This is a genomic window from Actinophytocola sp. (assembly GCF_035762905.1).
GTDB lineage: Bacteria > Actinomycetota > Actinomycetes > Mycobacteriales > Pseudonocardiaceae > DASYTH01.
In genome coordinates, this window is the sequence record NZ_DASUCC010000070.1 from 79,852 (window position 1) to 103,441 (window position 23,590).

A 23,590-nucleotide genomic window follows, 5' to 3' on the forward strand; every position below is an offset into this window, starting at 1 on the left:
GGCCTTAGCTGGCCGGGGGCTTGGGGTGGCGGAAGCCGGGGTGGTCGTCGGGCAGGGCGCGTTGGAAGGCGACCGCGCTGACCGCGATCGTGGCGGCGACCAGCGGCCAGGACAGGGCCACCCGGGCGATGCCGAGGGCGACCACCGAGCCGGTCACCCACAGCACCCCGTAGACCAGTACGCGCAGCGAGTACTGCAGCAGCACCCACACCCAGCTGGCCCGGCTGTAGGCGCGCAGCAGGTCCGGGTCCCGGCGCCAGCGGGTCTTCTGCCCGAGCAGGGTGCCGACCACCACGCCGAGCAGCGGCCAGCGGATCAGGATGCTCACCGCCCAGGCCAGCGCGCTGGCGATGTTGGCGAGCAGCTGGATGAGGAAGAAGTCCTGGGCCCGCCCGGTGTAGAGGGCGATCAGCGAGCCGGCCGCCACCGCGGCGACGCTGGCCAGCACCGCGGTCACCCGGTGGCCCTTGACCAGCCGGAACACTCCGATGACCACCCCGAAGGCCACCGCGACCCCGGCGCCCCACGCGATCGACCCGCCGGAGGCCAGCCACCCCACCACGAACACGGCCGGCGGCAGGCTGGCGTCGAACACGCCGCGCCGGCCGCCGAGCAGCTCGCGCAGCGACTCGCCGGGGGCGCGCTGATCGGTCGACGGCTCGGTCACACACCCAGCCTGCCAAACCGCACCGAGGTTAGGTAGACCTAACCCGCCGAGGTCACTCCCGCAGTGCGGCCAGCATGAGCTCGTTGAGCCGGTGGGCCAGCCGCGGGTTGTCCGACGGCGCCAGGGTGGTCCAGTCCTCACCGTCCACGCCGTGGCTGACGCTGGTGGCGTAGCGGCCCTGGTCGGTGTCGAAGAAGCCGAACCCGGGCAGCCGCTGCGGCTTGCCGTGCTCGTCCCGCAGCACCAGGCCGAAGCTGCCGGCGCGCAACACCGGCCGCTCCATGATCGTGTCCAGCCAGCGCTGCTCGGCGGTCCGGTCGGCCTGCCGGGTCGCGGTGCGCAGCACCGCACCACCCGGCTCGTCGCGCCGGTGCCGGCCGACCCGGGCCGGCGCGCGGGACACCTGGGCGGCCGGCAGCGTCACCGACGGCCCCGGGCCGTACCGGTTGGGCGGCAACAGGTCCACGATCGAGGCGGCGATCGCCGAGTGGCGCACCATGGCCAGGCGGAGGTTCAGCTCGCGCTGCACGGCCAGCACGGCGCGCTTGCCGCGGGCCGCGACCACCGCACGCACCGGCAGCGGGTCGGTGAGCTCGGGCAGCGCGACCAGATCGATGGAGATCGTTGGCGCGGCCAGCAGGCGCAGCGCGTAGTCCAGGTCGGCGCCGATCCGGCCGTACAGGGCGAGATCGCGCCGCTCCAGCTCGGTGTAGACCGCCCGCCGGATCCGGTCCCGCTCCTCGGCGGTGTCGCCGTGGCCGGACACCTGGAGCGGAAACGGCAGCGTGCCGAGTTCGAGGTCCGCCCACAGGATGTCGACCATCGGCAGCGAAAGCTCGCCTATCACTGCCATGTGGGCGGTTCTCCGGTGCGGGTCATTCTTGACCGATGACCGGCGGGGCGGTCATCTCGGTGGCGCCGAACATACCCTCCATGTCCGGCTCGATCAGATACTCCGGCCGCTTGCGCTCGGCCTCGTCGGCGCCCGGCGCGCGGGCCGCGCCGGCCACCGCGGGCTCGGGTCCGGTCGCGGCGTAGCGCCCGGTCGGCCCGAACCCGGTGGCCTGGCTGCCGCCCGGGCCGAACCCGGGGGGCAGCGCGGCGCCGGGCAGCGTCCCGCCCGGACCGAACCCCTCGGCCGGGAGCGGGAACGACGGCGCGGCGAACGCGGCCGGGGTGGTTGCCGGTGGCGGCGGCAGCGAGACCGCCTGGGCCAGCGGCGGCGCGGCCGTCTGGGCCACGACGGGCGGCGGGGCGGGCGGTGCCAGCGGCGCCACCGGGGCCACCGGGGCCGGCGGCGCCGGGACCGCCTGCACCGGCACGGCCGGTGGGCCGGGTCGGGCCGATGGGCCGGGCACGACCGGCGGCGCGGGCCGAACCGGTGCCGGCGCCGCCGGTGCCACCGGCCGGACCGGTGCCGCCGCGTGGCCCGGTTGACCGGGGAGAACCGGCGGGGCGATCGGGCCATTGCCCCCGGGGGTGGGCGGGGCGACCGGCTCGTGGCCGGCGTTGAACCCGACCGGCGGCCCGGCGCCCGCGCTCAGTGCGGGCGGCGGATCGAACACCGGAATCCCGGCCGCGGCCTGCCCGAAGGCCCGGTCACGGTCCAGCACCACCCGCACCGCTTCCTCGTGCGCCGCGTCGCTTTCCTGCTTGCGCGCGTACATGGCCTGCGGCAGCGCGGCCACGTCGAAGATGCTGCCGGTGGCCGTGGCCTCCCTGATCATCTGCGCCGGGTCGTACGGCACCGGCGCCGGCATCATGCTCTTCGCCGTGCCGGCCGCCTCGGCCTGGCGCCCGATCGCCACCGCGGCGGCCTGGTAGTGCGCGCCGGTCCGCTTGCTCCACTCGGCCACCCGGGCCAGCTGCATCCGCATCGCCGCGGCCGCGTCGCCGGTCCAACCGCCCTCGGACTGCGCCATGGCGCGCTCGAACAGGGTGGCCGCCTCGTCGAACCCGGCCGCCATCTCGGCCCAGCCGTCCGCCACCGCCTGCGCCCCGGCGGGCTGCGCCGCGTCGGTCATCTCCTTGAGCGCCTCGTGCGTGCGAGTCCTGGGGTTCATGCTCGGGGTGGGCACCGCCCGCCCATCGTCACCGGCCATCTCGCGACCCTTCGAATCAGCCTTGCGGCCTGGACAACCTAGCGGTCCCCCTGCGCACCGTTGCTGATGGCCGAGGCACCGTCCTGATCGGTGCCCCGGTAGCTGGCCATGCTGCGGACCACGGCCTCCTTGAGCGTCTCGAGCTCCTGCACGAACCGGGCCAGAATGTCCTGCGAGGAGTCCGACCTGCCGTTGGCCAGCCGCTGGTTGAACGCGCCGATCTCCGCACCGAAGCCGCCGCCGAGCGGGGTCGGCACGGCGACGCCGTGGCCGGACCGGCGCATCCGCTCGGTCAGCTCCTGGATGTCGTTCAGGAACTTGAGCGTGGTCTCGCCGGTGTGCGGGTCGACCTGCAGGGCGCCCGAGGTGGCCGCGCCGTAGATGGTGTCGAGGACGCTGCCGGCCCTGCCTGCGGACGGGTCGAGGTACACCGGGTGCTCCTCGTGGGTGATCGGGCGCTAACAGGGAGCAGCGTACCTACGAGGGATGCCGGCACGCGGCGGGTTCCGCCAAGTCGTCATGGAACGGAGCTTGTCCACCCGAATGGCCTACCGGCATCCTAGGCAGTTGAAATCAATGGGTGACGCCTACGGATGGCTACGGGAGGGACACCGTGCGCGGCTGGGACAGTTGGATCGCTATTGGGGACAGCTTCACCGAGGGGCTGAGCGACGAGGCGCCGGACGGCGGTTACCTCGGCTGGGCCGACCGGTTGGCCGGCATGATCGCCGCCGGCAACCGCGACTTCCGCTACGCCAACCTCGCGCTGCGCGGCAAGATGCTCGCCGAGATCGTCGACGAGCAGGTTCCCGTTGTGCGCAGCGAAAAGCCCGATCTGGTCACCTTGTGCGGGGGCGGTAACGACATCGTCACTCCGGGCACCGATGTGGACGACATCGCCGACCTGTTCGAGCGGACGGTGATCGAGATCGCCGCCGCGGGCAGCCAGGTGGTGATCTTCACCGGCCCGGATCCCAAGCCGCAGCCGCTGCTGCGCCGGGTGCGCGGCAAGGTGGCCATCTACAACGGACACCTGCGCGCGATCGCCGACCGGCACGGCGCGACGCTGGTCGACCTGTGGGCCATGGACGTGTTGCGCGACCGCAGGGCATGGAGCGAGGACCGGCTGCACTTCTCCACCGAGGGTCACAAGCGGATCGCGCTGCGCACCGCCGACGTGCTCGGCCTGCCGGCCACCACCGACTGGCGGGATCCGTGGCCGCCGGCCACTCCGGTGCCGTGGCTGCGCGGCCGGCAGGCCGACCTGGCCTGGACCAGGTCACACCTGCTTCCCTGGGTACAGCGGCAGATCCGGGGCACCTCGATGGGGGATGGCCTGCAGCCGAAACGGCCCGCGCTGGCTCCGGTCAGCGACCCCGCGGACGGCACCAACGCGGTGGTCTGACCGGCTTCGGTCCGCACCAGACGAACCGGCCGGCGCACTCCCCCGAGGCGCCGGCCGGCTGGTCCGGGCAGCGCACCCCCACGTTGGTGGCGTCGCCCGAGGCGCCTTGACCCGTAAGCGCCGGGCGCAGCCTGCCAGGTTCCCGCGTGATGCCACTAACTGTTCGCTAAACGCCGGCGAGGTGGAAGCCGGCGAGCCAGATCAGCGGGGCGGTCAGTCCACGTGAGCCGGAGGAAAGATCACTCACGATCCGGGCCAACCGGACCAAATCGTCCTGGGCTCCGGCCGCGGAGCCGGCCTCGGCGACCGCGACCAGGTTGGTCCATTCCCGTTCCAACCAGCCGGCGGCCTGCTGGGCCGTGTCGAGCGACGGGCCGGGCACCTGCCGGTGGTCCAGGCGGTCCAGTTCGCGCTCGGCCGCGGCCGGGTTGAGTAACCGGCGGGCGGCGGCCGCGGTGACCAGGTAGTAGCGCAGCAGCCGGCGCAGGCTCTCGGCGCGCTCGTCGTCGGCGAGCTCGATGCCGGCCAGTTCCGCGGCGTAGATCCGGACCAGGTCGTGCATGACGAACATGTCCGGGCTGACCTCGGTGACCATAAAGGACTCGGCCAGGCCGCGCAGCCGCCTGCGCGCCTCGGTCAGGTCGGTGCCGCACAGCGCCGCGGTCGAGTACGGGCCTAGCCAGGAGCCGGGGAACATGCCGGCCAACCGCAGCGTGCCGGCCAGGGTGGGCCGCAGTGCTCGATAGGTGACGTCCAGCGCGGCCCGCACACTGGTGTCGGCGCCCTCGACGTCCAGCGCGCCCAGCCGGGTGTGCTCGTCGGCCAGTTCGCCGGCCAGGTCGGCCAGCGACCACTGTGGACGGGCGGCCAGCCGGGCGCCGACGATGCGCAGCGCCAGCGGCAGGTGCCCGCACAGCTCGGCCAGCCGGGCGGCGTGCTCCCGGTCGGTGTCCTTGATCGGCGTGCCGGCGGTCTCCTCGATCAGCCGCTCCGCGGTGGCCGCCTCCAGCGTGTCCAGCACCAGCAGCCGCGCGGCCAGCCCGGCCACCAGGCCGTCCAGCCGGACCCGGCTGGTGATCAGCACCAGCGACGAGGAGGTGCCGCCCGGCAGCAGCGGGCGGACCTGGTCGGAGTCGCGGGCGTCGTCCAGCACCACCAGCACCCGTCGCTCGGCCAGCAGCGAGCGGTACAGCGCGGCCCGCTCGTCGAGGTCCATCGGCACGTCGTCCGGCCGCACCCCGAGCGCCAGCAGGAACTGGGCCAGCACCTCGGCCGGGTCGGCCGGCGGGTGCCGCGGGTCGAACCCGCGTAACCCGGCGAAGATGTGACCGTCGGGAAACTTGGTGGCCACCTGGTTGGCCCAGCGAACCGTCAGCGCGGTCTTGCCGATCCCGGGTGGTCCGGCGACCAGCGCGACCGCCGTGGTCCGCTTGTCCATCCCGGCGAGCAGCCGGTCCAGCCAGTCCTGCTCCAGCTCCCGGCCGCAGAACCCGGCCGGCGCCATCGGCAGCTGCGCCGGTACCACCACGCCCACCCGCGGCGACAGCGTCGACTCGGCCTGCGGATCCAGCAGCGTCGTGTCGTCGCGCAGCACCCGGGCGTGCAGCGCGCGCAGCGCCGGACCCGGCTCGATGCCGGAATGACTGGCCGCGAGCTGGGCGAACCGCTGGTAGGCGCCCAACGCCGCGGTGCGCCGCCCGGACCGGTACAGCGCCAGCAGCAGCTGGCCGACCAGCCGCTCCCGGAACGGGTGCTCCTCGACCAGCCCGGTCAGCTCACCGATCACCTCGTTGTGCCGGCCCAACTCCAGATCCGCCTCGATCCGGCCCTCCAGCACGGTCAGCCGCAGCTCGGCCAGCTCCGGTGCGCGCACCCGGCCGCCGATGTCGGCCAGCGCCGGACCGCGCCACAGGTTCTGCGCGGCGCGCAACAGCTCGGCCCGGCGCACCGCCGGTGCCCCCCAGGCGTCGGCGACCAGCTGCCGGGCCACCGTGACATCGATCAGCTGCTCGTCGATCAGCAGCTGGTAGCCGGGCGGGTTGGTGACGATCCGCACCTGTCCGGACGGATCCACCGAGGCGAGCCTTTGCCGTAACCGGGACACGTAACCCTGCACCATGGTCCGGGCCGACTCGGGCGGCTCATGCGCCCACAGCACGTCCACGATCCGGTCCAGCCCCACCACCTGGTTCGGCTCCAGCAGCAGCATGGCAAGCAACCCACGCGCGCCGGAGCCGCCGAGCGGCACCGGGCGGTCGTCGACCAGCACCTGAACCGGGCCGAGCAGCCGGAACCGGAGACCGCCGCGAGCACGGGTCGTGCCGGATGTCTCCGGTGTGCCCATGCACTACCACCCCCAGTTCACCCAGCCTCCCACTGCCGGGTCCGTTGCTAGGACAACTTAGAGGGGATGGCCGGGGTTACGCGATGTGATGGGTGGAATTTGTCAGTCGCTGTCATCCGGTTGGCCTAATGGTTCGGAACTGGACTGTCGGTGTCCCGGCCTATCGTGCGCATCGTGATCAGGACCGATCTTCGCCGCGCCGTCGTCGAGGAGTTACGCGCGGCGTCCCCCAGCCGGCGTAGTGCCTCTTCCGCGGCCCGCAGGACGCGCGCCGGACGGCCGCGACGGGTGCGGACGGCGGCCACGTCGTCCGCACCGTCGCTACGTCGCTAAACTGGCCTCGCGGTTGAGCAACCAGCCGGACCCGGAATGACCTGCGTCCACAACGCGCTGGCGCTGGCGATCGCGAGGAGAATAGGTATGAACAACCCGGTTCGCACGGAGGATCCCTCCGATCCGACCCCTGGGGTCGAGGCCATGGCAACGGCCCCGCCCATCGAGTTCGAGATCGACGAGCCGGCCGCGGACGCGGTGGTCATCCGGCCGATCGGCGATCTCGACCTGCTCACCGCAGCGCTGCTGCGGGAGGCGTTGCTTCCGCATGTCGAGCGATCCGGTCACCGGGTGGTGCTCGACCTCACCGGGATCGGCTTCCTCGGCTCCGCCGGCCTGTCCGAGCTGGTGGCGGCCAACGAGGCGGCCGCGGCCAACGGGTCCACGCTGTTGCTGGTGGCCAGCACCCGGGCGGTGCTCCGGCCGATCGAGATCACCGGCCTGAGCCCGCTGTTCCGGATGTTCGAATCGACCGACGCGGCACTCGCCGACGTGTGAGGCGACGGCGGTCGGGGTAGGCCTTCGACGGGAACCCAGTTCCGAAGGAGGCAAGAGAACCGTGACCACGATCGAGCAGTCGATCGATGTGCAAGCCCCGGTCAGCCGGACGTACAACCAGTGGACCCAGTTCGAGTCGTTCCCGGCCTTCATGGACGGGGTCGAGCGGATCCGCCAGGTGACGCCCACCCGCACGCACTGGGAGATCAATATCGGTGGGATCCGCCGTGAGTTCGACGCGGAGATCACCGAGCAGCATCCGGACGAGCGCGTGGCCTGGAAGACCGTCGACGGTCCCGAGCACGGCGGAGTCGTCACGTTCCATCGGCTCGATGACGAGACCACCCGGGTGAGCCTCCAGATGGAGTACCACCCGGACACGCTGACCGAGAAGGCCGGCGCCGCGCTCGGCGCGGTCGGCAGCCGGGTCAAGAGCGATCTGGCTCGGTTCAAGCACTTCATCGAGAACCGCGGTCAGGAGACCGGCGCGTGGCGCGGCGAGGTGCCGCGCTCGCCCCAACCGGGTGAGACCGCCTACCCGGGCGGTACGCCGCTCTGATCTGCGGCACCCTTGGGCAGGGCCCCGCCGGGCGGCGGGGCCCTGCCCCGTACGTGGGACGGAGGAGACGACGATGACCGAACCCGGAGAGCTCGGCTACGAGCAGCCGGAGGCCGACGTGCTGGACCAGCGGCGCGAGGAGGGGCCCCCGGACGAGCCCGGGCTTGAGCCGTTCGGCGAGGTGCCGGTGGAAGCCGACGAGGCCGACCTGATGGAACAACATCGGGTGGTTCCGGCCTACGACGAGGACAACTGACGTTTAGTGCCACGGAACCCGCGGTAGCCGAACCTGAGCGGACAAATCGAGAAACAGGTGAGGTGACATGCCGTCCACCATTGACGGAAGGAAGGTCGCGTTCCTGGCGACCGACGGAGTGGAGCAGGTCGAGTTGGACCGGCCGTGGCAGGCGGTCCGGGACGCCGGCGGCACCCCGGAGTTGGTCTCCTTCCAGGCCGGCGAGATCCAGGGCTTCAACCATCTGGACAAGGCCGACCGCAGGAAGGTGGATCGGACCCTGGACGAGGCCCGGGCCGCCGACTACGACGCGCTGGTGCTGCCCGGCGGGGTGGCCAACGGCGACTTCGTCCGGGCCGACGAGCGGGCCGTGCGGTTCGTCCGGTCGTTCATCGACGACGGGAAGCCGGTTTCGGTGATCTGCCACGGCGGCTGGGTGCTGATCGAGGCCGGTGCGGTTCGCGGCCGACGGATGACCTCGTGGCCCAGCATGAAGACCGACCTGACCTGTGCCGGCGCCGACTGGGTCGACGAGGAGGTCGTCGTGGACCGCGGTCTGGTCTCCAGCCGCAAGCCGCAGGACCTGGATGCGTTCTGCGCCAAGACGATCGAGGAGATCGCGGAAGGCCGGCACGCCGCCGTCCGGTGATCCCTTCCCCCAGAAACCCCGACGGCGTGCGCCGCATGGCAGCCACAATGCGGCACACGCCAGGGGTGCGGATCGTGACCCTGCGGATCCCACCCGTCACCGAGGGCGCACGCCGCGCGGCAGCCATCAGCGCGGCGCGCGCCAGGGGTGAGATCAAGCAGGGGCTATCTGAATAACTTTCCCTCGGCCATCCGGAAAATCGTCACACGGCGAGCACGGCGAGCGCCCAGGGCCAGCACAGTCGACATGGCCTGCCTCTCGTCACCGGGGGTTCGGACGGTCAACACGCCGGGATACCCCATCCACCGTCAGCCAAACCCCGCTTGCCGGAACTTTCTTCCGCCCCACCAACATTCCCCACGACCACCCGCGCCAGAACCCGTCCCCCTACCTACCCCGAGCCCGAACCGCCTCCCCAACAGCGTCGGAAAGTCTTCCCCTCTGCCCCAGCCGGTCCGTCCCGCCACCCGCGCCGAAAGTCTTCCTCCCTTCTGTCCCAAGCCGGCCCCGATCCACCATCGGCGTTCAGGAACCTCCCTTCCACCCAGCCAGCTCATCCCGCCATCAGCCAGAACCCCTTCCCCTACCCGGTCCCCAGCCGGCCCCGATCCACCATCGGCGGTCGAGAACCGCCCTCCCCACCCGGCCAGCTCATCCCGCCATCAGCCAGCCCCCTTCCTCCCGACCCGTCCCCAGCCGGCTGACCACCACCAGCGCCCCACACCCCCACCACCAGCAGCGCCGGAACCCTCGACCGCACCCGTTCGGCCTCATCCCGCCATCGCCCGAAACCGCCACTTCCCTACCTGTCCCCCGCCAGTCCGTACCCCCACCAGCGCCGGGACACTCCCCCACCTACCCCAGCCGGCCCGACCCCATCACCAGCGCCGGAACCCTTCCCCGCCTCTGCCTTCGGCCGGTCCGTCCCCCGCCAGCGTTAGAACCCTCGTCCCCACCCGACCGGCCGCATCCCTCCATCGCTCGGAGACCGCCTTCGCCCTACCTGCTGTCCCCCGCCAGTCCGTACCCCCACCAGCGCCGGACACTCCCCCTGCCTACCCCAGCCGGCCCAACCCATCACCAGCGCCGGAATCGTTTCTCCCTACCTGCTGCCGCTGGTCCGGCCGGCCACCACCAGCGTTAGAACCCTCGTCCCCCACCCGACCGGCCGCATCCCGCCATCGCTCGGAGACCGCCTTCGCCCTACCTGTCCCCGCCAGTCCGTACCCCCAACAGCGCCGGACTCTTCTCTACTACCCCCAGGTCTCCACTACCCCAGGCGGCCCGACCCCGCCACCAGCGCCGGAAAATGTCCCCCTACCTGCTGCCACCGGTCCGGCCGGCCACCAGCAGTGCCCGGGCCAGTTCGCCCTTGCTCATGCTCGAGCGGCCGGGGATGCCGGCCTTCTGCGCCCGGATGTAGAGGTCTTCCTTGGTCAGCGTGTCATCGATTCCGGCTCGTTTCAGCTCCCGCAGCCGCAGACCGTCGAACTTGCGTCCGAGATCCTCGCGCTTGCGCGTCGACAAGTTCGCCGTGAGCGTGGGCAGTGCCTCCGACTCGACTGCCGCCACGTGCTGGCGCACCGCACACACCAGCTCGTCGAGCGCCGCGGCGAACCCGTCCTGCGGGCCTGCCGGTCGCTCCGGGTGTCCGGTCCCGCTACCGGGAGTCGCGGGGACCTGGACACGGTGGAGATCCGCGGCGAGGGCGGCAAAGCGTTCCTGGGCGGCCCGGAGGCCGCTGTCGTCCGGGTGGGTGGCTGCCGCTTTGCCCCGGTTTGTCCGCAGCGCCGGGTAGAGGTGCTTTTCCTCGGCCCGCTGGTGGGCCAGCAGCCGGGCGGCCACCTCGGCCAGCAGCGCTGTCCGGTTCTCGCGGTCCGCCCTGAGCTGCTCGAACAACTCTTCGAGCAGGCGATGGTCGTTCACGATCGCCGTCACCGCATCCATGGCTGGCCGTCCCTTCTGCCGACGTGTCTGCCTATTCGACCGAATACCCGACCTGCGGCTCAGTCACACCGTGGCGTCATGAGGATTGACAATGCCCCGAATGGGTAATACCGCTCTGCACGAACAGATCGGCGTGCGGGACGGGGCGGTGAACGGAACATGGACACGCGGGAACGGGCGCGGACCACGGCCCGGCTGCTGGTCAGCCTGGCCAGGGCCGGCGACTTCGCCGGCGTATCCCGGATCGTCCGGCTGCTCACCGAACCCTCCGTTCCGCAGCGGGATCGGCTCCGTCAGGTGATGGCGGAACTGCTGACCGCCGCGGCAACGATGGTGGTCCGCCAGACCGGCGGCCTCGGCCCGAACACGGCGATCGTCCTTGATCTGCGGCGAGCTGACGGGTCCACAGTGGATATCGACGACCTCCGGCCGGAGGTGCGGGCCATTGTGCGGGCGTTGCTCGCTCAGGTACACGAGCACAAGGCGGATGTCGACACGCAGATCGAGTTTGCCATGCACGGCGCGGCGGACGGTCTGGCCGACGGCGTCTCCCTGGTTCTCCTGTGGACGGTCAGCGCGATGGCCTGGTGCGAGGAAAACGACGAGCCGGCACCCGGTTGGCTCGGCGCCACCGCAGCGTGAGAGGAGTGGTCATGGCCAGCAGGCAGGAGTGGGAACGCACCCGCCTGGACCTGAACCCCGCGGACGACCCGGCGCCGGTCGCCGAGTCGGTCGCCCCCGCCGACCGGGTCGAGCCGGTCGCCCACCCGATGGTCGAATCCGAAGTCGTCGACTCGCAGGCTCGGCGGGTTCGGGTGGTGCGCACCGTGTGCACGATCATCAACCTTGTGTGCGGTCTGTTCGCGGTAGTGCTCGGACTGCACATCGTCCTGGTGATGTTCGAGGCGAACCCCAACAACGGCTTTGCGTCCCTTGTGGAAAGTTTCTCGGGCGCGGTGTCCCTGGGCTTGCGCGGGCTGTTCACTCCGGACAGTGCCAAACTGCAAGTGCTGTTCAATGACGGCCTCGCCGCGATTGCCTGGCTGGTCATCGCCGGCGCCCTGACCTACGCGATTCGCCAGTTCGCCCTCCCCGGGCCGCGGCGCACGGTTTCTTACCGGCGCCACGTGGTGCGGTAAATCGATCGCGTTCCTAAGTGTTCAACTGAGAAGTAGGAGGAATAAGTGACTGTCACCGGTATCATTATGGCGATCATCGTCGGCCTCATCGTCGGTGCGCTTGGCCGGCTGGTTCTGCCGGGCCGGCAGAACATCCCGGTGTGGCTCACCATCGTCGTCGGTATTGTCGCCGCGCTGCTCGGCACCGCGCTTGCCCGCGCAATCGGCATCCCCACCGCGACGTCGGGTATCGACTGGCTCGAACTCCTCGTCCAGGTCATCCTCGCCGCCGTCGGCGTCGCCCTCGTGTCCGGCGCCTGGGGTCGCCGAGGTGTCCGCGGATAACCCAGAACCAATTTCCCACCCCAAGGGCGCCTGTGGGCCACACCCACAGGCGCCCTGCCTTACCCCCAGCACCCCGTTTCCCGTCAGCACCCACCCAACAGCAACCACCCCACCCCGCCACGCCATCACGCCCGGGTCGCCCACCGCCATCTCACCGCCCGACCCGACCCGCCAACTCGCCTTGAGTTCCCATTTCCAGCAGCTGAGCCCCCGGGCCCAGCAACTGAGTTGATAGGCGCGGCAACTGAGTTGACGGTTCCAGCAGGCGGGTCGCCGGCTCCGGCACTCGAACCGCCAGGTCCGGTACGCCGGGTCGGCCTGGGTGCGGTCCTCCGGCTACGTTTCGAACGCTCGGTCACCCAGGAGTGCTGGGCACGGCGTTCCGCGGCACGGTTGTGGGCAGGTGCTCGGATGCACGGACGCGGAGCGCGGCCTACCGGACCCGGCGCTCGGTTATCCGGCCGGAACTCAGCTACCAGATCCGGGAACTCGGCTGTCCGACCGGCGACCCGGCGACTCGGGTGCCGGATGGGGCCATTCAGGTGCCGGAGCTAGCAACTCAGCTGCCGGACCCGGCGACTCGGTTATCCGGCCCCGGCAATTCGGTTATCCGGCTCGGGAACCCGGCTGCCCGAGCCAGCGACTCGGTTGCCCGAACCGGCGACTCGACTGCCCGACCCGGGGCCTCGGGTGCCTGAGCCGGGAACTCGACTGCCCGAAACGGCAATTCGACTGCCCGGGCCGGCAACTCGACCACCGGAACCAGCGACTCGGATGCCCGACCGGCAACTTAACTGCCCGAGCAGCAACTCAACTGCTCGACCGGCAACTCGACTGCCCGGGCCGGGAACTCGACTGGCCGACCCGGCGACTCGGGTGCCCGAGCTAGCAACTCAGCTGCCGGACCCGGCGCCCCGGTTATCCGGCTGGCAATTCGGGTGCCCGCGCCGGGAATCGGCTGCCAGACCGGGGAACTTGGGTGCCTGAGCCGGCAATTCGGGTGGTTGGGTCGGGCACTCGGCTGCCCGACTTGGCGACTCGGGTGCCCGAGCCGACAATTCGGGTGGTTGGGTCGGGAACTCGGCTGCTCGACTTGGCGACTCGGGTGCCCGAGCCGGCAATTCGGGTGCCCGAGGGGAACTCGGGTGCCCGGGTCGGCGGCTCGGGTGGTTGGGTCGGGAATTGGGTGCTGGGGTCGGGGACTCGGGTGGGTTGGTGGGTTTGGGTTTGGGTTGGGGGCGGGGTGGGGGGGTTAGGGGGTGGGGGGTTGGGTGGGGTAGATGGTGGGGTCGCCTTGTTTGATCCAGATGTTGGGGGTGTTGATGGGGAGGAAGGAGCGGTCGCCGCCGGGTTCGCGGGTGGTGGGGACGGTGTCGCCGGCGGGGAGATGCATGATGAAGTTGACGGGGGCGGTGTCGGAGATGAGGGGGATGTTGTAGACGGCCCAGCCGTTTTCGATGCGGGTGGGGGGCCAGGGGCGGTCCCAGGCGATTTGGGCGAGGACGTCGGGGTGGACGGCGTCGCCCCACATGTGCAGGCCCCAGTCGGTGTAGTCGCCGGCGGGGCGGAAGTAGTGGAGGGTGGCCAGGGTGGCCGGGGGGCCGGCGGCGCGGACGGTGCGCGGGGCGCTGGTGGTGGTGCGGCCGGCTTCGGTGAGCTTGGCGCGGTAGCGGACGGGGGTGCCGGCGGCGAGGTTGAGCGGGGTGAGGTCGTCGAACACGGTGTAGGCGGGCGAGGAGTCGTCCGAGCCGATGGGGGTCCAGGGGCCGTCGGCGACGCTGCGTTCGAAGCGGACCACGTGGCTGGCCCGGTCGGGGTCGGCGACGGCGCGGACCTCGACGGTGCCGCGGACGCCGCTGTTCTCGGCGGGGCTCTCGATGGTCAGGGCAGCGGACGGGACGGCGGTGGAGCGGGGGGCGCTGCGCGACGTGTGGCCGCGGTTGTCCTGGACCACGGCGCGGTACTGCACGCCGGCGCCGGGGCGTAACGACGACACGTCGTGGAACACCCGGTACGGGGCGGTGTCGTCGGTGCCGATCGGGGTCCACGACCCGCCGGCGGTCCGGGCGTAGAAGGTCACCTCGTAGAACGAGGAGCCGGACACGGACGCGGACACCTGCAGCCGCGCGCGGGACTCGGCGGCCGGCTCCGGAACACCCAGCGAGATCGCGGGCGCCGACCGGGAGCCCGGGATCTCGCCGTCGAGCAGGTAGACCACGGTGGACAGCGGCGGAACGGTCAGCGTGAGGGCGCGGTCACCTGCCGAGCGCGCCCGATCGGGGCCGGAGCCGTAGATCCGGTGGAAGGTCCGGTTGCCGGCGTAGGTCGGGATGGCCGCGGTCTTCGGCTGCTCGCTGTTGTTCAGTGCCACCACGTACTCGCGCTGCCGGGCCCGGTCCAGCCGGGAGAACGCGTAGATCCCGGCCTCGGCGCTGGAGAGCCGGTGCTGGTGCGTGCCGTCCCGCAGCGCCGGGTGCGCCCTGGCCAGGTCGGCCAGCGTCCGGATCGACCGGTACAGCGGGTGTCCCGGCTCGAAGTTGGCCTGCGCGTGCGTGGCGTCCGTGCCGAGCAGGTCGTCGTCGAGGTAGTCCGGCACCTGGCTGGCGAACATCGTCTGCCGGGCGAGCTGGTCGCCGCCGTTGCCGGTGAAGCCCTGCTCGTCGCCGTAGTAGATGACCGGGTTGCCGCGGGAGAGATACATCAGCTCGTGCGCGAGCCGGTCCCGGCCGAGCCACTCGGCGTCGCCTGCGCCCGGGTTGTCGGCCTGCACGAACCCGCCGAACCGCCCCATGTCGTGGTTTCCGAGGAAGGTCGGCAGCTGGTAGGCGTTGGAGTCGGCGTCGGTGTACCAGTCGTCCCCGGCGAAGAACGCCTCGAGCGCGCTGGTCGGGGCGCCGCGCGAGGCGAAGTCCCTGGCCGCGGCCTGGAACGGGAAGTCGAGCACCGACTGCATCCGGTCCCGGGTGGTGAACTGCGAGGTGAAGCTCTTGGTGGTGTCGAACACCTCGCCGAACATGAAGAACTCGCGTTTGCCGTGCTCGCGGGCGAACTGCAGGATGCGCGGCCCGAACTCCTGCCAGAACTCGTCGTTGACGTGCTTCATCGTGTCGATCCGGAAGCCGTCCACGCCGAAGTCGGCGATCCACCGCTGGTAGATCTCGATCATGCCCTGGACCACGCGTGGGTGCTCGGTGAACAGGTCGTCGAGCCCGAAGAAGTCGCCGTACAGCGAGTTCTCGCCGACGAACGTGGTGTCCCCGCGGTTGTGGTACAGCGTGACGTCGTTGAGCCAGGCCGGAACCTTGAGGTTGGTCTCGCCGGGATCGAGCACCGGCGTGTACGGGAACGAGGTGGCCGCGGACAGCGACGGGAAGCCGTTGGTGCCGGCGTGATCGCGATCGTCGAACGGCGCCCCGGCCGCCGTGCGGTACGGCGCGGCGTCCTTGCCCACGTACGGCCGGCGGGCGCCCTGCTGGTAGCCGATCACGTCGGCGGTGTGGTTGGTGATGATGTCGAAGTAGACCTTCATCCCACGCCGGTGTGCGGCGTCGACCAGCGCCCGCAGGTCGGCGTTGGTGCCGAGGTGCGGGTCGATCTGGGTGAAGTCGGTGATCCAGTAGCCGTGGTAGCCGGCCGACGGGCCGTCCTCGAGCTGGACCGCCTTGTTCTTGAAGCTCGGGGTCAGCCAGATGGACGTGGTGCCGAGGCCGCGGATGTAGTCGATCCGGTTGAGCAGGCCCTTGAGGTCGCCGCCGTTGTAGAAGCCCCGGCTGGTCGGGTCGAAGCCGGAGATCAGCCGGTCGTCGGGCAGGCCGCCGCGGTCGTTGCCGGGGTCGCCGTTGTCGAACCGGTCGGCCATCACGAAGTAGAAGTTCTCGTCGGTGACCGGTCCGCGCAGCGAGTGCAGCGCGCGCAGGTGGTCACCGTGCTCCGGCGCCGCGGCGGCCGGGGCGGCGGCGAGCGACGAGACGAGTAACGCGGTCAGCAGGACGCTGACGGCACGACGCGGGGACATGCGGCCTCCTCGCACGAACGGGATTCGGAACTATAACGCCGGGTTCGCGCGGACCGCTGCCGTCCAAAGTTGCAACCGGAGCCGCCGATCGCCGGCCGGGCCAGCAACTTTCGTCGTGGGTTCGGACTGAACCGGTGTTCTTCGGGGTACTCCGTGGCCCAGACGAGAGATTCGTGGAAGGAGCCGACATGCTTGCCATCGTCGCCGCCGTCATCTTCCTGATCGCCCTCCTCCTCGACTTGACCGAGGCATCGATCGGGATCGCTACCGGCACGATCGTGACGGCCGGGCTGCTGTGCCTGGCACTGCACCTTGGAGGGGTCGGAAGCTGGGCGCGGTCCCGGTCCAGCCGCTGGAGCTACCGTCGCTGAGAATCATCCGATGATCCACTCGATCGAGATACGTCGTCCACCATGTCGTGCAATTGGCGGACCGAAATCGACGTAGCGTGAGGAATTTCTATACCGGGCCAGGGGAAAGACAGATTGACTCGCCACGACTAGCTTAATTGGCGCGAGGGCGTGATCAATTGTCCAATCCCGGGAGGTTAGCATGCTGTTCCTCAACCTCGGCCTCGGTCTCGGCCTGTTCGGTGGATTCGGATGGGGCTGCTGGTCCCGATGGGGCTGGCCGCACTGCTGACTCATTTCGCCATTTGATGGGCCGTGTCCCCCGCACGCCATGCGGGAGTCACGGCCCTTTTTCTACGAATTCCGCGACTAACGGGTCACCGGCCGGCGGTCCGCCACCGGCGGATGACGGAACAGCCATTCCCGGTAGACCGCCGAGCGGGCGGCGTGATTCCAGTAGCTGATCCTGGCCGCCTCGGCCAGTTCCGCCCCGAACCGGGCCACCGGACTGGCCGCCCGCACCGCGATCACGTGCCGCAGTTCGGCCGGGCAGCCCTTGAGCGGACGGAAGGCCACCCCGTCGGTGGGAGCGGCGGTGGGTTGGAACAGCGTGATCGCCAGGCCCCGGGAGATCAGGTCCCTGGCGACCTGCGAGGTGACCCGGTAGGCGATGTTCGGCACGATCCCGGCGTGGTCGCAGATCTGCCGCAGATGCTCGGCCGTCCGGGCCTCCGCGTCCTCGGGAATGATCCAGCTCTCGGTGGCCAGGTCGGCAAGGCTGATCTCGTCCCGGCCGGCCAGCACGTGCCGCGCGGACAGCGCCACGAACAGCGGCTCGGTCACCACCTCGTGCACGACGATCTCGGCCGGGCGCGGCATCGGCAGGTTCGGGTACTCGGTGAGGATCGCGACCTCGAGCGCGCCGGTGGCGAGCAGCTCGAGCTGACGCTGCCCGGACGACTCGTTGCGCAGGCTGACCTGGCTGTACGGCATCGCCTCGCGCAGCGCCGCGACCACCGCGACCGGCAGCGGCGACGGGTGGATGGCCACCCGGATCTGCGGAGCCGAGGTGTCCTGTCCCTCGGCCAGAATGCGGGCCTCGCGCACCAGGGCGTCCATCGACGGCAACACGACCCGGGCGCGTTCGATCACGTGCAGGCCGAGCGGGGTGGGCCGGGCGCCGCGCCGGTCCCGGACGAACAGCGTGCCGCCGAACAGCCGCTCCATCCGGTGCAGCTGATGGGTCAGCGCCGGCTGGGTCAGCCCCAACTCCACCGCGGCCTTCGTCAAACTGCCGGTGTCACTGATCGCACGGACGATGCGCAGGTGCCGGGCCTCCAGCATTCGTCGATGTTATGGCCCGATCAGGGGCAACCGGAACGGCCGTTCGGGGGTAGGTATTGCCAGTTGCCACAGGGTGATCACCCACCGTTCCGGGTTACTTCCTAGGCTGGTGCCCATGGAACTCGAGTTCCGCCACCTGCGCATCGTCTGCGCCATCGCCGACGCCGGCAGCGTCACCAAGGCGTCGACGCAGCTGGGGTTGTCCCAGCCGGCGCTCACCCACCAGCTGCAGCGGATCGAGGGTCTGCTCGGTGGCCGGCTGTTCGTCCGGGACCGGCAGGGCGCGCATCCCACCGTGCTCGGCGAGTTCGTGCTCAGCCGCGGCCGCGCCCTGCTGTCCACAGTGGACAATCTGGTCGGCGATGGACCGCGGGAACCGGTCCGCAAACCGGAAACCGCCCTGATCCGGTTCTCCGCAACGGTCTCGCCGTCCGGCGCCTCGGTGCTCGAGTCGCTGCAGGCCGACTTCCCGGACGCCCGGGTGACCATGCGCACCGAGACCAAGCCGCGCCGGCTACTGGAGTCGCTCGCCACCCGCGGACGGCCGGATGTGGCTCTGCTGGGCGAATATCCGGCGCTGCCGGTGCCCCGGCCGGCCGGGATCGTGGTGGCCACGATCACCGAGCTGCCGATGTTCGTGATGCTCAGCGCGGCGCATCCGCTCGCCGAGCGGGACGAGATCGAGCTGTCCGACCTTGCCAGCGAGAAGTGGATCATGCGACCGGAGCGGGAGCAGCGCTGCGCGGAGAACCTCCGGCTTGCCTGTGCCGGCGCGGGTTTCGAGCCGCACGTCGCGCACTGGCTTGATCCGGAGGCGAACCTGGACGTGATCCACCGCGGGCACGGGATCACCATCGCCCGGCCCGGCACCCCGGACACGGACAAGGTGGCGGTGCGGCCGCTGCGCGGCTCCCCGATCGTCTACCGCGACCTACTGGCGTGGCCGGAGGAGGGAGTCGTGGCCCCGTTCGGCGCCGAGCTGGTCACGGTCGCCGCCCGGGTCACCTGGGAGACCATGACCAGCGTGCCCGCGCACGCGGCCTGGCTCGCCGGCCGGGCGAACATGCCGGGGTGGGCGTGAGCCGAAGCGCACACCCACCCCGGGGATCGGCTTCACTCAACCGGCATCAATGATCAGCACGGCCTGATCATTGGTTTGCTGGGCAGCGAAGCCGGAGCTGTAGTTCTGCTGCACGCGGCTCGCCTCGGCGGCGCTCGGCGTGGCGTTCGCGCAGCTGACCGGCGCCGAGGAGCCGGACATCAGATCGGTGCAGCGGCCGGTCCGGTTGTCCGGCAGGCCGAGGATGTGCCCGAACTCGTGGGCGGCGATGCGGACCACGTTGTAGCCCTGGCTGACGGCCTGCTGGCCCATCCACACCGAGCCCCGCCCGTTCGGCGGCCGGATCGGTCCGAGGTTGGCCCGTGGCCAGCCCGGGTCCGCGATCACCCGCACGTTGGCGGTGGTCCCGGCGGCCGCTCGGACGATCTGCACGCTCGTGACGCGGCTGTTCCAGATCGCCACGCCCTGCGCGATGGCCGACCGGTACTGCGTGGCCCGGCTGTCGTCGTAGGTCAGCGTGACGAGTTGCACGCCGGGGTCGGCCTGGGCGGCCGGGACGCCGGCGAGCGGTAGGACAAGGACGGCAGCGCCGGTGAGCACGCCGAGGAACACGCGTCGGAGCATGTCTTCGTCTCCTTCAAAGGTTGGAGCAGGGACCAACATTTCGACGATGCATGAGCCGGTTACACGTGTGTACTGCCAGGGATCCCTAGCATCGGCTTATGGAAAGGATCAGCTGACCGGCACGATGTCGGCCGACTCGAGCCGGCCGCCGGAGATGCTGAGCAGGCCAAGCGTGCCGTGCGGCTGCCGGCGGCGGTCGGTCGGCGACCCGGGATTGAAGATCCGCAGCCCGTCCCCGGTGCGATCCATTGGTATATGGGAATGCCCGAACACGACCAGATCGGCGTTCGGGAACCGGCGGCGCATCCGGGCGGTGCGGCCGTCGGCCGGCCCGCTGTCGTGGATCATCCCGATCCGCAGCCCGGCCAGCTCGATCTCGAGCGTCTCCGGCGCTCCCCAGGCGGCCACGTCCGGCCCGTCGTTGTTGCCAAGCACGGCATGCACCGGCGCGTACCCGGCCAGCTCGGTCAGCACGGCGGCGGTGCACACGTCCCCGCCGTGCAGGATCACGTCCGCGTCACGCAGGTGCTCGGCCACCCGCGGCGGGCAGGACTTCCACCGCCGCGGCGCGTGCGTGTCGGACAGCACCACCACCTTCATGGCGTCCATCGTGCCAACGTTCGGCTCTTGACGCCGCGTGAAGACCTGCACTTGGTTGAGTGACAGGGCGTTCGGGGTTGGAGGGCGCGGTGGCACGGAAGCTGGTCACGATCCTGGCCGTCCTCGCGCTGGGCGCGGTGGCCCCACCGGTGCCCGCCGCGGCCCGGCCGGCGCCGCCCACCCCGGCCGGCAGCGGCTACCTCGGCGCGGTCACCCTGGTCACCGGGGACCACGTCACGGTGCGCCGGGTCGGTGCCCGGCTGGTGCCGGTGGTGATGCCGGCGCCGGGCCGCGAGCACGTGCACTTCGCCACCGCCGGCACCGGCGAGGAGTTGCTGGTGGTACCGAACGACGCCTGGCCGGCGCTGAACGCCGGCCGGCTGGATCGGCGGCTGTTCGACGTCGCGGCCCTGCTGCGGGACGGCTTCGGTGACGCCGGGCGGTCCGACCTGCCGCTGATCGTGCAGGGCGGGCCGGCGCCGACCGGGGCCGGCGGGACGGTCACCCAGGTTCTGTCCACTGTGGACGCGACAGCCGTGCGCCAGCCGAAGGAGAGCACCGCCGACTTCTGGACCGCGCACCGCGACGCCGGCCGGATCTGGCTGGACGGGCTGCGCAAACCCAGCCTGGACAAGAGTGTCCGGCAGATCGGAGCGCCGGTCGCCTGGCGCGGCGGCCTGACCGGCCGGGACGTTCCGGTCGCCGTGCTGGACACCGGGATCGACGACACCCACCCGGACTTCCGCGGCCGGCTGGCCGCGATCCGGAACTTCACCGCCGATCCGGACGGCCGCGACCTGGTCGGGCACGGCACGCACGTGGCGTCCACGATCGCCGGCACCGGCCGGGCCTCGGACGGCCGCTACACCGGGGTCGCCCCGGGCGCCCGGCTGCTGATCGGCAAGGTGTGCGGCGGCAACGGCTGCCCGGAGTCGGCGATCCTGGCCGGGATGGAGTGGGCGGCCGAGTCCGGGGCGAAGGTGGTCAACCTCAGCCTCGGCGGTCCGGACACCGCCGCGGACGACCCGCTCGAGCTCGCGGTGAACCGGCTTTCCGCCCAGCACGGCATGTTGTTCGTGGTCGCCGCCGGAAACGACGGCGGGCACGGCGCGGAGACGGTGTCCTCGCCGGCCAGCGCGGACGCGGCACTCGCGGTCGGCGCGGTGGACGGCCAGGACGTGCTCGCCGGGTTCTCCGGGCGCGGCCCTCGGGTGCACGACGCGGCGGCCAAGCCGGAGATCGTGGCGCCCGGCGTCGAGATCACCGCGGCCCGGTCGCGGTTCGCCACGCTGGGCAAGCGCGGCGAGCGGTACACCGAGCTGACCGGAACCTCGATGGCCACGCCGCACGTGGCCGGTGCCGCGGCGATCCTGGCCGGGCAGCACCCGGACTGGACCGGCGCGCGGCTCAAGGCCGCGCTGATAGGTGCCGCCCAGCCGATCGACGCCGGCGCGTTCGACGCGGGCGCCGGCCGGGTGGACATCGCCACCGCGATCCACCAGTCGGTGTCCGCCGAGCCGGCGTCGGTCTCGATAGGACGGATGAGTTGGCCGCACGAGGACGATCCGGCGGTGACCCGGACCGTGACCTACCGCAACACCGGCACCACCGCCCAGCCGCTGCGACTCTCCCTGGTGCCGCACGGGCCGGCCGGCGCCCCGGTACCGGACGGCATGTTCACCCTGTCCGCGAGCGAGATCACGGTTCCGGCCGGAGGTTCGGCCAGCGTGGCGATCACCGCGGACACCGCGGGCCCGGCGGCCGAGGGGACGTTCAGCGCGCACATCGTGGCCGAGGGAGCCGGGGTCCGGGTGTCCACCCCGGTGGCGGTGGACCGGGAACCGGAGAGCTACGACCTGACCCTGCGACCGCTGGACGCCACCGGCACGCCGACGGATCTGCACTTCTCGTTCGTGTTCGGGGTGGACCGGTACCGCTTCCGGCCGGTGCCGGGGATCGGCGGGTTCGGCACGCTGCGGGTGCGGGCCGGCCGCTACCACGTGGACGGCACGATCAGCACGGCCCGCGCGGACGGCACCGGCTTCGACTCCGGCAAGGTCGCGCATCTGACGGTCGACGTGCACGCCGACACCACGCTGGTGCTCGACGCCCGGGCGGCCAGACCGGTGTCGGTGACGTTCGACCGGCCCGGCGTGCAGCCCAAGGCGGTCGGGGCCTCCTACGGCCGGTTCACCGACGACGGCACGCTGTTCACCGGGGTGCTCGGCGACACGTTCGACCGGATCCTGCTCGGACAGGTCGGGGATCCGTTGTCCCGCACCGAACTGGTCGCCGACATCGGCGGGGTGTGGGCGGTGCCGGACGCGGACGGCGACGTCACCCGGGCCGGGGTGACCTACAACCTCGAGTGGTTCGACTACGGGGCGGTGCCGACCGGGTTCGTCCGGCACATCGTGGACTCCGACCTGGCCGAGGTGCGCACCACCTATCGGGCGCAGGCGGATCGCAAGCGGGCCACCAAGGTCTGGGTGGCCCGCGAGCCTGTGCTGGGCATCGGCACCGGTTTCGGGTTCGGGTTCCGGCTGCCGCGCGAGCGGACCGAGTTCCACAACACCGACGGGCTGGCCTGGTCGGCCGAGTTCCAGCAGTGGTCGCTGGTGAAGAAGTTGGTGCACACCGAGACCGTGCTGACCGGCGGCGTGCTGGCACACGAGGCCGGTCAGTCCTATGTGGAGGACTGGAACTCGGCGGTGTTCGGCCCCGGCTTCGACGCCGAGAACGAGTACGCGTCCCGGTTCGACGACGTGCTGCTGCTCAACGTCCCGATGTTCTCCGACGCCACCCTGGACCGCATCGGAATGTCCGAAATGGACTCCGGATCCACGGTGCTGTACCGGGACGGCGTCCGGATCGGGGAGAGCACCCAGGCCGGCCGCGGCGAGTTCGCGGTGCCGCCGGAGCAGGCGAGCTACCGGCTGGAGACCACGGCGGCCCGCCGGGACGTCTCCGAGTTTTCCACCAGAATCTCCTGTGTCTGGACGTTCACCTCGGCGCACCCGCCGGATCCCCCGCCGGAGACGCAGGACAAACCCAAGGAGGGCAACGGGTTGCCGCTGCTCACCGTCCGGTTCGCGCCACCGGATCTCAACCCGCGCAACGAGATCCGGGCCGGCTCGGTGCTGGTTCCGGTCACCGTGCAGCGCCAGGCCACCGCTCCGGCGGCGGAGTTGGCCGAACTGGAGGTGGACGTGTCGTTCGACGACGGCCGGACCTGGCGGCCGGTTGCGGTGACCCGTGGCCCGGATCCCACCGGCACGGCGCGGATCGACCACCCGCGCGACCCGCGCTACGTGTCCCTGCGCGCCCGGGCGGCGGACACCGCCGGCAACACCGTGCAGCAGACCATCATCCGGGCGTACCGCAGCCGCTGAGCC

21 protein-coding genes are annotated in these 23,590 nt (G+C 71.3%); 11 read left to right on the forward strand and 10 right to left on the reverse strand.

Annotation, left to right across the window (positions count from 1 at the left end):
* Positions 1 to 4 precede the first annotated feature (4 nt).
* The 4 genes from VFV67_RS13895 to VFV67_RS13910 are packed head-to-tail and all read right to left on the reverse strand — an operon-like array spanning position 5 to position 3,200.
* Positions 5 to 667 (reverse strand): DUF3159 domain-containing protein, encoded by a 663-nt coding sequence (locus VFV67_RS13895; RefSeq protein WP_326470193.1) that lies wholly within the window; start codon positions 665 to 667, stop codon positions 5 to 7.
* 52 nt (positions 668 to 719) lie between these two features.
* Complete coding sequence (locus VFV67_RS13900) at positions 720 to 1,520, reverse strand: ESX secretion-associated protein EspG (RefSeq protein WP_326470195.1); 801 nt, start codon at positions 1,518 to 1,520, stop codon at positions 720 to 722.
* 22 nt (positions 1,521 to 1,542) lie between these two features.
* Complete coding sequence (locus VFV67_RS13905; RefSeq protein WP_326470196.1) at positions 1,543 to 2,769, reverse strand: hypothetical protein; 1,227 nt, start codon at positions 2,767 to 2,769, stop codon at positions 1,543 to 1,545.
* A gap of 38 nt (positions 2,770 to 2,807) precedes the next feature.
* On the reverse strand, positions 2,808 to 3,200 hold the full coding sequence (locus VFV67_RS13910; RefSeq protein WP_326470197.1) for a hypothetical protein: 393 nt from the start codon (positions 3,198 to 3,200) through the stop codon (positions 2,808 to 2,810).
* 182 nt (positions 3,201 to 3,382) lie between these two features.
* Between VFV67_RS13910 and VFV67_RS13915 the strand changes: the two genes are divergently transcribed.
* The gene (locus tag VFV67_RS13915) at positions 3,383 to 4,174 is read left to right on the forward strand and encodes an SGNH/GDSL hydrolase family protein (RefSeq protein ID WP_326470376.1); all 792 of its coding nucleotides are present in this window, start codon (positions 3,383 to 3,385) and stop codon (positions 4,172 to 4,174) included.
* 166 nt (positions 4,175 to 4,340) lie between these two features.
* Here the strand turns inward: VFV67_RS13915 and VFV67_RS13920 are convergent, their stop codons facing one another.
* On the reverse strand, positions 4,341 to 6,518 hold the full coding sequence (locus VFV67_RS13920; protein WP_326470199.1) for an AfsR/SARP family transcriptional regulator: 2,178 nt from the start codon (positions 6,516 to 6,518) through the stop codon (positions 4,341 to 4,343).
* Between the two features lie 420 nt (positions 6,519 to 6,938).
* Between VFV67_RS13920 and VFV67_RS13925 the strand changes: the two genes are divergently transcribed.
* From VFV67_RS13925 to VFV67_RS13940, 4 genes are all read left to right on the forward strand, one after another.
* Positions 6,939 to 7,349: an STAS domain-containing protein gene (locus VFV67_RS13925; protein WP_326470200.1), complete on the forward strand. Its 411-nt coding sequence runs from the start codon at positions 6,939 to 6,941 to the stop codon at positions 7,347 to 7,349.
* Positions 7,350 to 7,410: 61 nt separating this feature from the next.
* The gene (locus tag VFV67_RS13930) at positions 7,411 to 7,908 is read left to right on the forward strand and encodes an SRPBCC family protein (protein ID WP_326470201.1); all 498 of its coding nucleotides are present in this window, start codon (positions 7,411 to 7,413) and stop codon (positions 7,906 to 7,908) included.
* A 73-nt stretch (positions 7,909 to 7,981) separates the two neighbouring features.
* Positions 7,982 to 8,164 carry a hypothetical protein gene (locus tag VFV67_RS13935; RefSeq protein WP_326470203.1) on the forward strand — a complete coding sequence of 61 codons (183 nt, stop codon included), beginning with the start codon at positions 7,982 to 7,984 and terminating at the stop codon, positions 8,162 to 8,164.
* A gap of 67 nt (positions 8,165 to 8,231) precedes the next feature.
* Positions 8,232 to 8,792 (forward strand): type 1 glutamine amidotransferase domain-containing protein, encoded by a 561-nt coding sequence (locus tag VFV67_RS13940; protein WP_326470205.1) that lies wholly within the window; start codon positions 8,232 to 8,234, stop codon positions 8,790 to 8,792.
* Between the two features lie 1,317 nt (positions 8,793 to 10,109).
* Here the strand turns inward: VFV67_RS13940 and VFV67_RS13945 are convergent.
* Positions 10,110 to 10,739 (reverse strand): hemerythrin domain-containing protein, encoded by a 630-nt coding sequence (locus tag VFV67_RS13945; protein WP_326470206.1) that lies wholly within the window; start codon positions 10,737 to 10,739, stop codon positions 10,110 to 10,112.
* A 159-nt stretch (positions 10,740 to 10,898) separates the two neighbouring features.
* Between VFV67_RS13945 and VFV67_RS13950 the strand changes: the two genes are divergently transcribed.
* The 3 genes from VFV67_RS13950 to VFV67_RS13960 are packed head-to-tail and all read left to right on the forward strand — an operon-like array spanning position 10,899 to position 12,202.
* Entirely contained in the window at positions 10,899 to 11,381 is a 483-nt protein-coding gene (locus VFV67_RS13950) for a hypothetical protein (protein ID WP_326470208.1), read from the forward strand.
* Positions 11,382 to 11,392: 11 nt separating this feature from the next.
* A complete protein-coding gene (locus VFV67_RS13955; RefSeq protein ID WP_326470210.1) occupies positions 11,393 to 11,878 on the forward strand; it encodes a hypothetical protein in 486 nt (161 codons plus the stop codon).
* Positions 11,879 to 11,923: 45 nt separating this feature from the next.
* On the forward strand, positions 11,924 to 12,202 hold the full coding sequence (locus VFV67_RS13960; RefSeq protein ID WP_326470212.1) for a GlsB/YeaQ/YmgE family stress response membrane protein: 279 nt from the start codon (positions 11,924 to 11,926) through the stop codon (positions 12,200 to 12,202).
* Positions 12,203 to 13,454: 1,252 nt separating this feature from the next.
* On the opposite strand, the gene VFV67_RS13965 is transcribed toward VFV67_RS13960, so the two are convergent.
* Positions 13,455 to 16,217, reverse strand: coding sequence for an alpha-amylase family glycosyl hydrolase (locus VFV67_RS13965; protein ID WP_326470213.1), 2,763 nt, complete (start codon positions 16,215 to 16,217; stop codon positions 13,455 to 13,457).
* Between the two features lie 188 nt (positions 16,218 to 16,405).
* Here VFV67_RS13965 and VFV67_RS13970 point away from each other — a divergent pair, with 188 nt between their 5' ends.
* Entirely contained in the window at positions 16,406 to 16,588 is a 183-nt protein-coding gene (locus VFV67_RS13970; RefSeq protein WP_326470215.1) for a hypothetical protein, read from the forward strand.
* Positions 16,589 to 16,936: 348 nt separating this feature from the next.
* On the opposite strand, the gene VFV67_RS13975 is transcribed toward VFV67_RS13970, so the two are convergent.
* The gene (locus VFV67_RS13975) at positions 16,937 to 17,911 is read right to left on the reverse strand and encodes a LysR family transcriptional regulator (protein WP_326470216.1); all 975 of its coding nucleotides are present in this window, start codon (positions 17,909 to 17,911) and stop codon (positions 16,937 to 16,939) included.
* A 115-nt stretch (positions 17,912 to 18,026) separates the two neighbouring features.
* On the opposite strand from VFV67_RS13975, the gene VFV67_RS13980 reads away from it, so the two are divergent.
* Entirely contained in the window at positions 18,027 to 18,992 is a 966-nt protein-coding gene (locus tag VFV67_RS13980) for a LysR family transcriptional regulator (RefSeq protein ID WP_326470217.1), read from the forward strand.
* 36 nt (positions 18,993 to 19,028) lie between these two features.
* On the opposite strand, the gene VFV67_RS13985 is transcribed toward VFV67_RS13980, so the two are convergent.
* Positions 19,029 to 19,595 carry a snapalysin family zinc-dependent metalloprotease gene (locus tag VFV67_RS13985; RefSeq protein WP_326470218.1) on the reverse strand — a complete coding sequence of 189 codons (567 nt, stop codon included), beginning with the start codon at positions 19,593 to 19,595 and terminating at the stop codon, positions 19,029 to 19,031.
* A gap of 108 nt (positions 19,596 to 19,703) precedes the next feature.
* On the reverse strand, positions 19,704 to 20,204 hold the full coding sequence (locus VFV67_RS13990) for a metallophosphoesterase family protein (RefSeq protein WP_326470220.1): 501 nt from the start codon (positions 20,202 to 20,204) through the stop codon (positions 19,704 to 19,706).
* 80 nt (positions 20,205 to 20,284) lie between these two features.
* Between VFV67_RS13990 and VFV67_RS13995 the strand changes: the two genes are divergently transcribed.
* Positions 20,285 to 23,587 carry a S8 family peptidase gene (locus tag VFV67_RS13995; protein ID WP_326470221.1) on the forward strand — a complete coding sequence of 1,101 codons (3,303 nt, stop codon included), beginning with the start codon at positions 20,285 to 20,287 and terminating at the stop codon, positions 23,585 to 23,587.
* Positions 23,588 to 23,590 lie beyond the last annotated feature (3 nt).

What these genes read in the sequence shown, in the direction of transcription:
- VFV67_RS13950 (WP_326470208.1), top strand. Translation starts at nt 10,899, where the DNA reads ATGGACACGCGGGAACGGGCGCGGACCACGGCCCGGCTGCTGGTCAGC.
- VFV67_RS13905 (WP_326470196.1), bottom strand. Translation starts at nt 2,769, where the DNA reads ATGGCCGGTGACGATGGGCGGGCGGTGCCCACCCCGAGCATGAACCCC.
- VFV67_RS13975 (WP_326470216.1), bottom strand. Translation starts at nt 17,911, where the DNA reads ATGCTGGAGGCCCGGCACCTGCGCATCGTCCGTGCGATCAGTGACACC.
- VFV67_RS13970 (WP_326470215.1), top strand. Translation starts at nt 16,406, where the DNA reads ATGCTTGCCATCGTCGCCGCCGTCATCTTCCTGATCGCCCTCCTCCTC.
- VFV67_RS13990 (WP_326470220.1), bottom strand. Translation starts at nt 20,204, where the DNA reads ATGGACGCCATGAAGGTGGTGGTGCTGTCCGACACGCACGCGCCGCGG.
- VFV67_RS13940 (WP_326470205.1), top strand. Translation starts at nt 8,232, where the DNA reads ATGCCGTCCACCATTGACGGAAGGAAGGTCGCGTTCCTGGCGACCGAC.
- VFV67_RS13925 (WP_326470200.1), top strand. Translation starts at nt 6,939, where the DNA reads ATGAACAACCCGGTTCGCACGGAGGATCCCTCCGATCCGACCCCTGGG.
- VFV67_RS13920 (WP_326470199.1), bottom strand. Translation starts at nt 6,518, where the DNA reads ATGGGCACACCGGAGACATCCGGCACGACCCGTGCTCGCGGCGGTCTC.
- VFV67_RS13965 (WP_326470213.1), bottom strand. Translation starts at nt 16,217, where the DNA reads ATGTCCCCGCGTCGTGCCGTCAGCGTCCTGCTGACCGCGTTACTCGTC.
- VFV67_RS13985 (WP_326470218.1), bottom strand. Translation starts at nt 19,595, where the DNA reads ATGCTCCGACGCGTGTTCCTCGGCGTGCTCACCGGCGCTGCCGTCCTT.
- VFV67_RS13945 (WP_326470206.1), bottom strand. Translation starts at nt 10,739, where the DNA reads ATGGATGCGGTGACGGCGATCGTGAACGACCATCGCCTGCTCGAAGAG.
- VFV67_RS13980 (WP_326470217.1), top strand. Translation starts at nt 18,027, where the DNA reads ATGGAACTCGAGTTCCGCCACCTGCGCATCGTCTGCGCCATCGCCGAC.
- VFV67_RS13900 (WP_326470195.1), bottom strand. Translation starts at nt 1,520, where the DNA reads ATGGCAGTGATAGGCGAGCTTTCGCTGCCGATGGTCGACATCCTGTGG.
- VFV67_RS13955 (WP_326470210.1), top strand. Translation starts at nt 11,393, where the DNA reads ATGGCCAGCAGGCAGGAGTGGGAACGCACCCGCCTGGACCTGAACCCC.
- VFV67_RS13935 (WP_326470203.1), top strand. Translation starts at nt 7,982, where the DNA reads ATGACCGAACCCGGAGAGCTCGGCTACGAGCAGCCGGAGGCCGACGTG.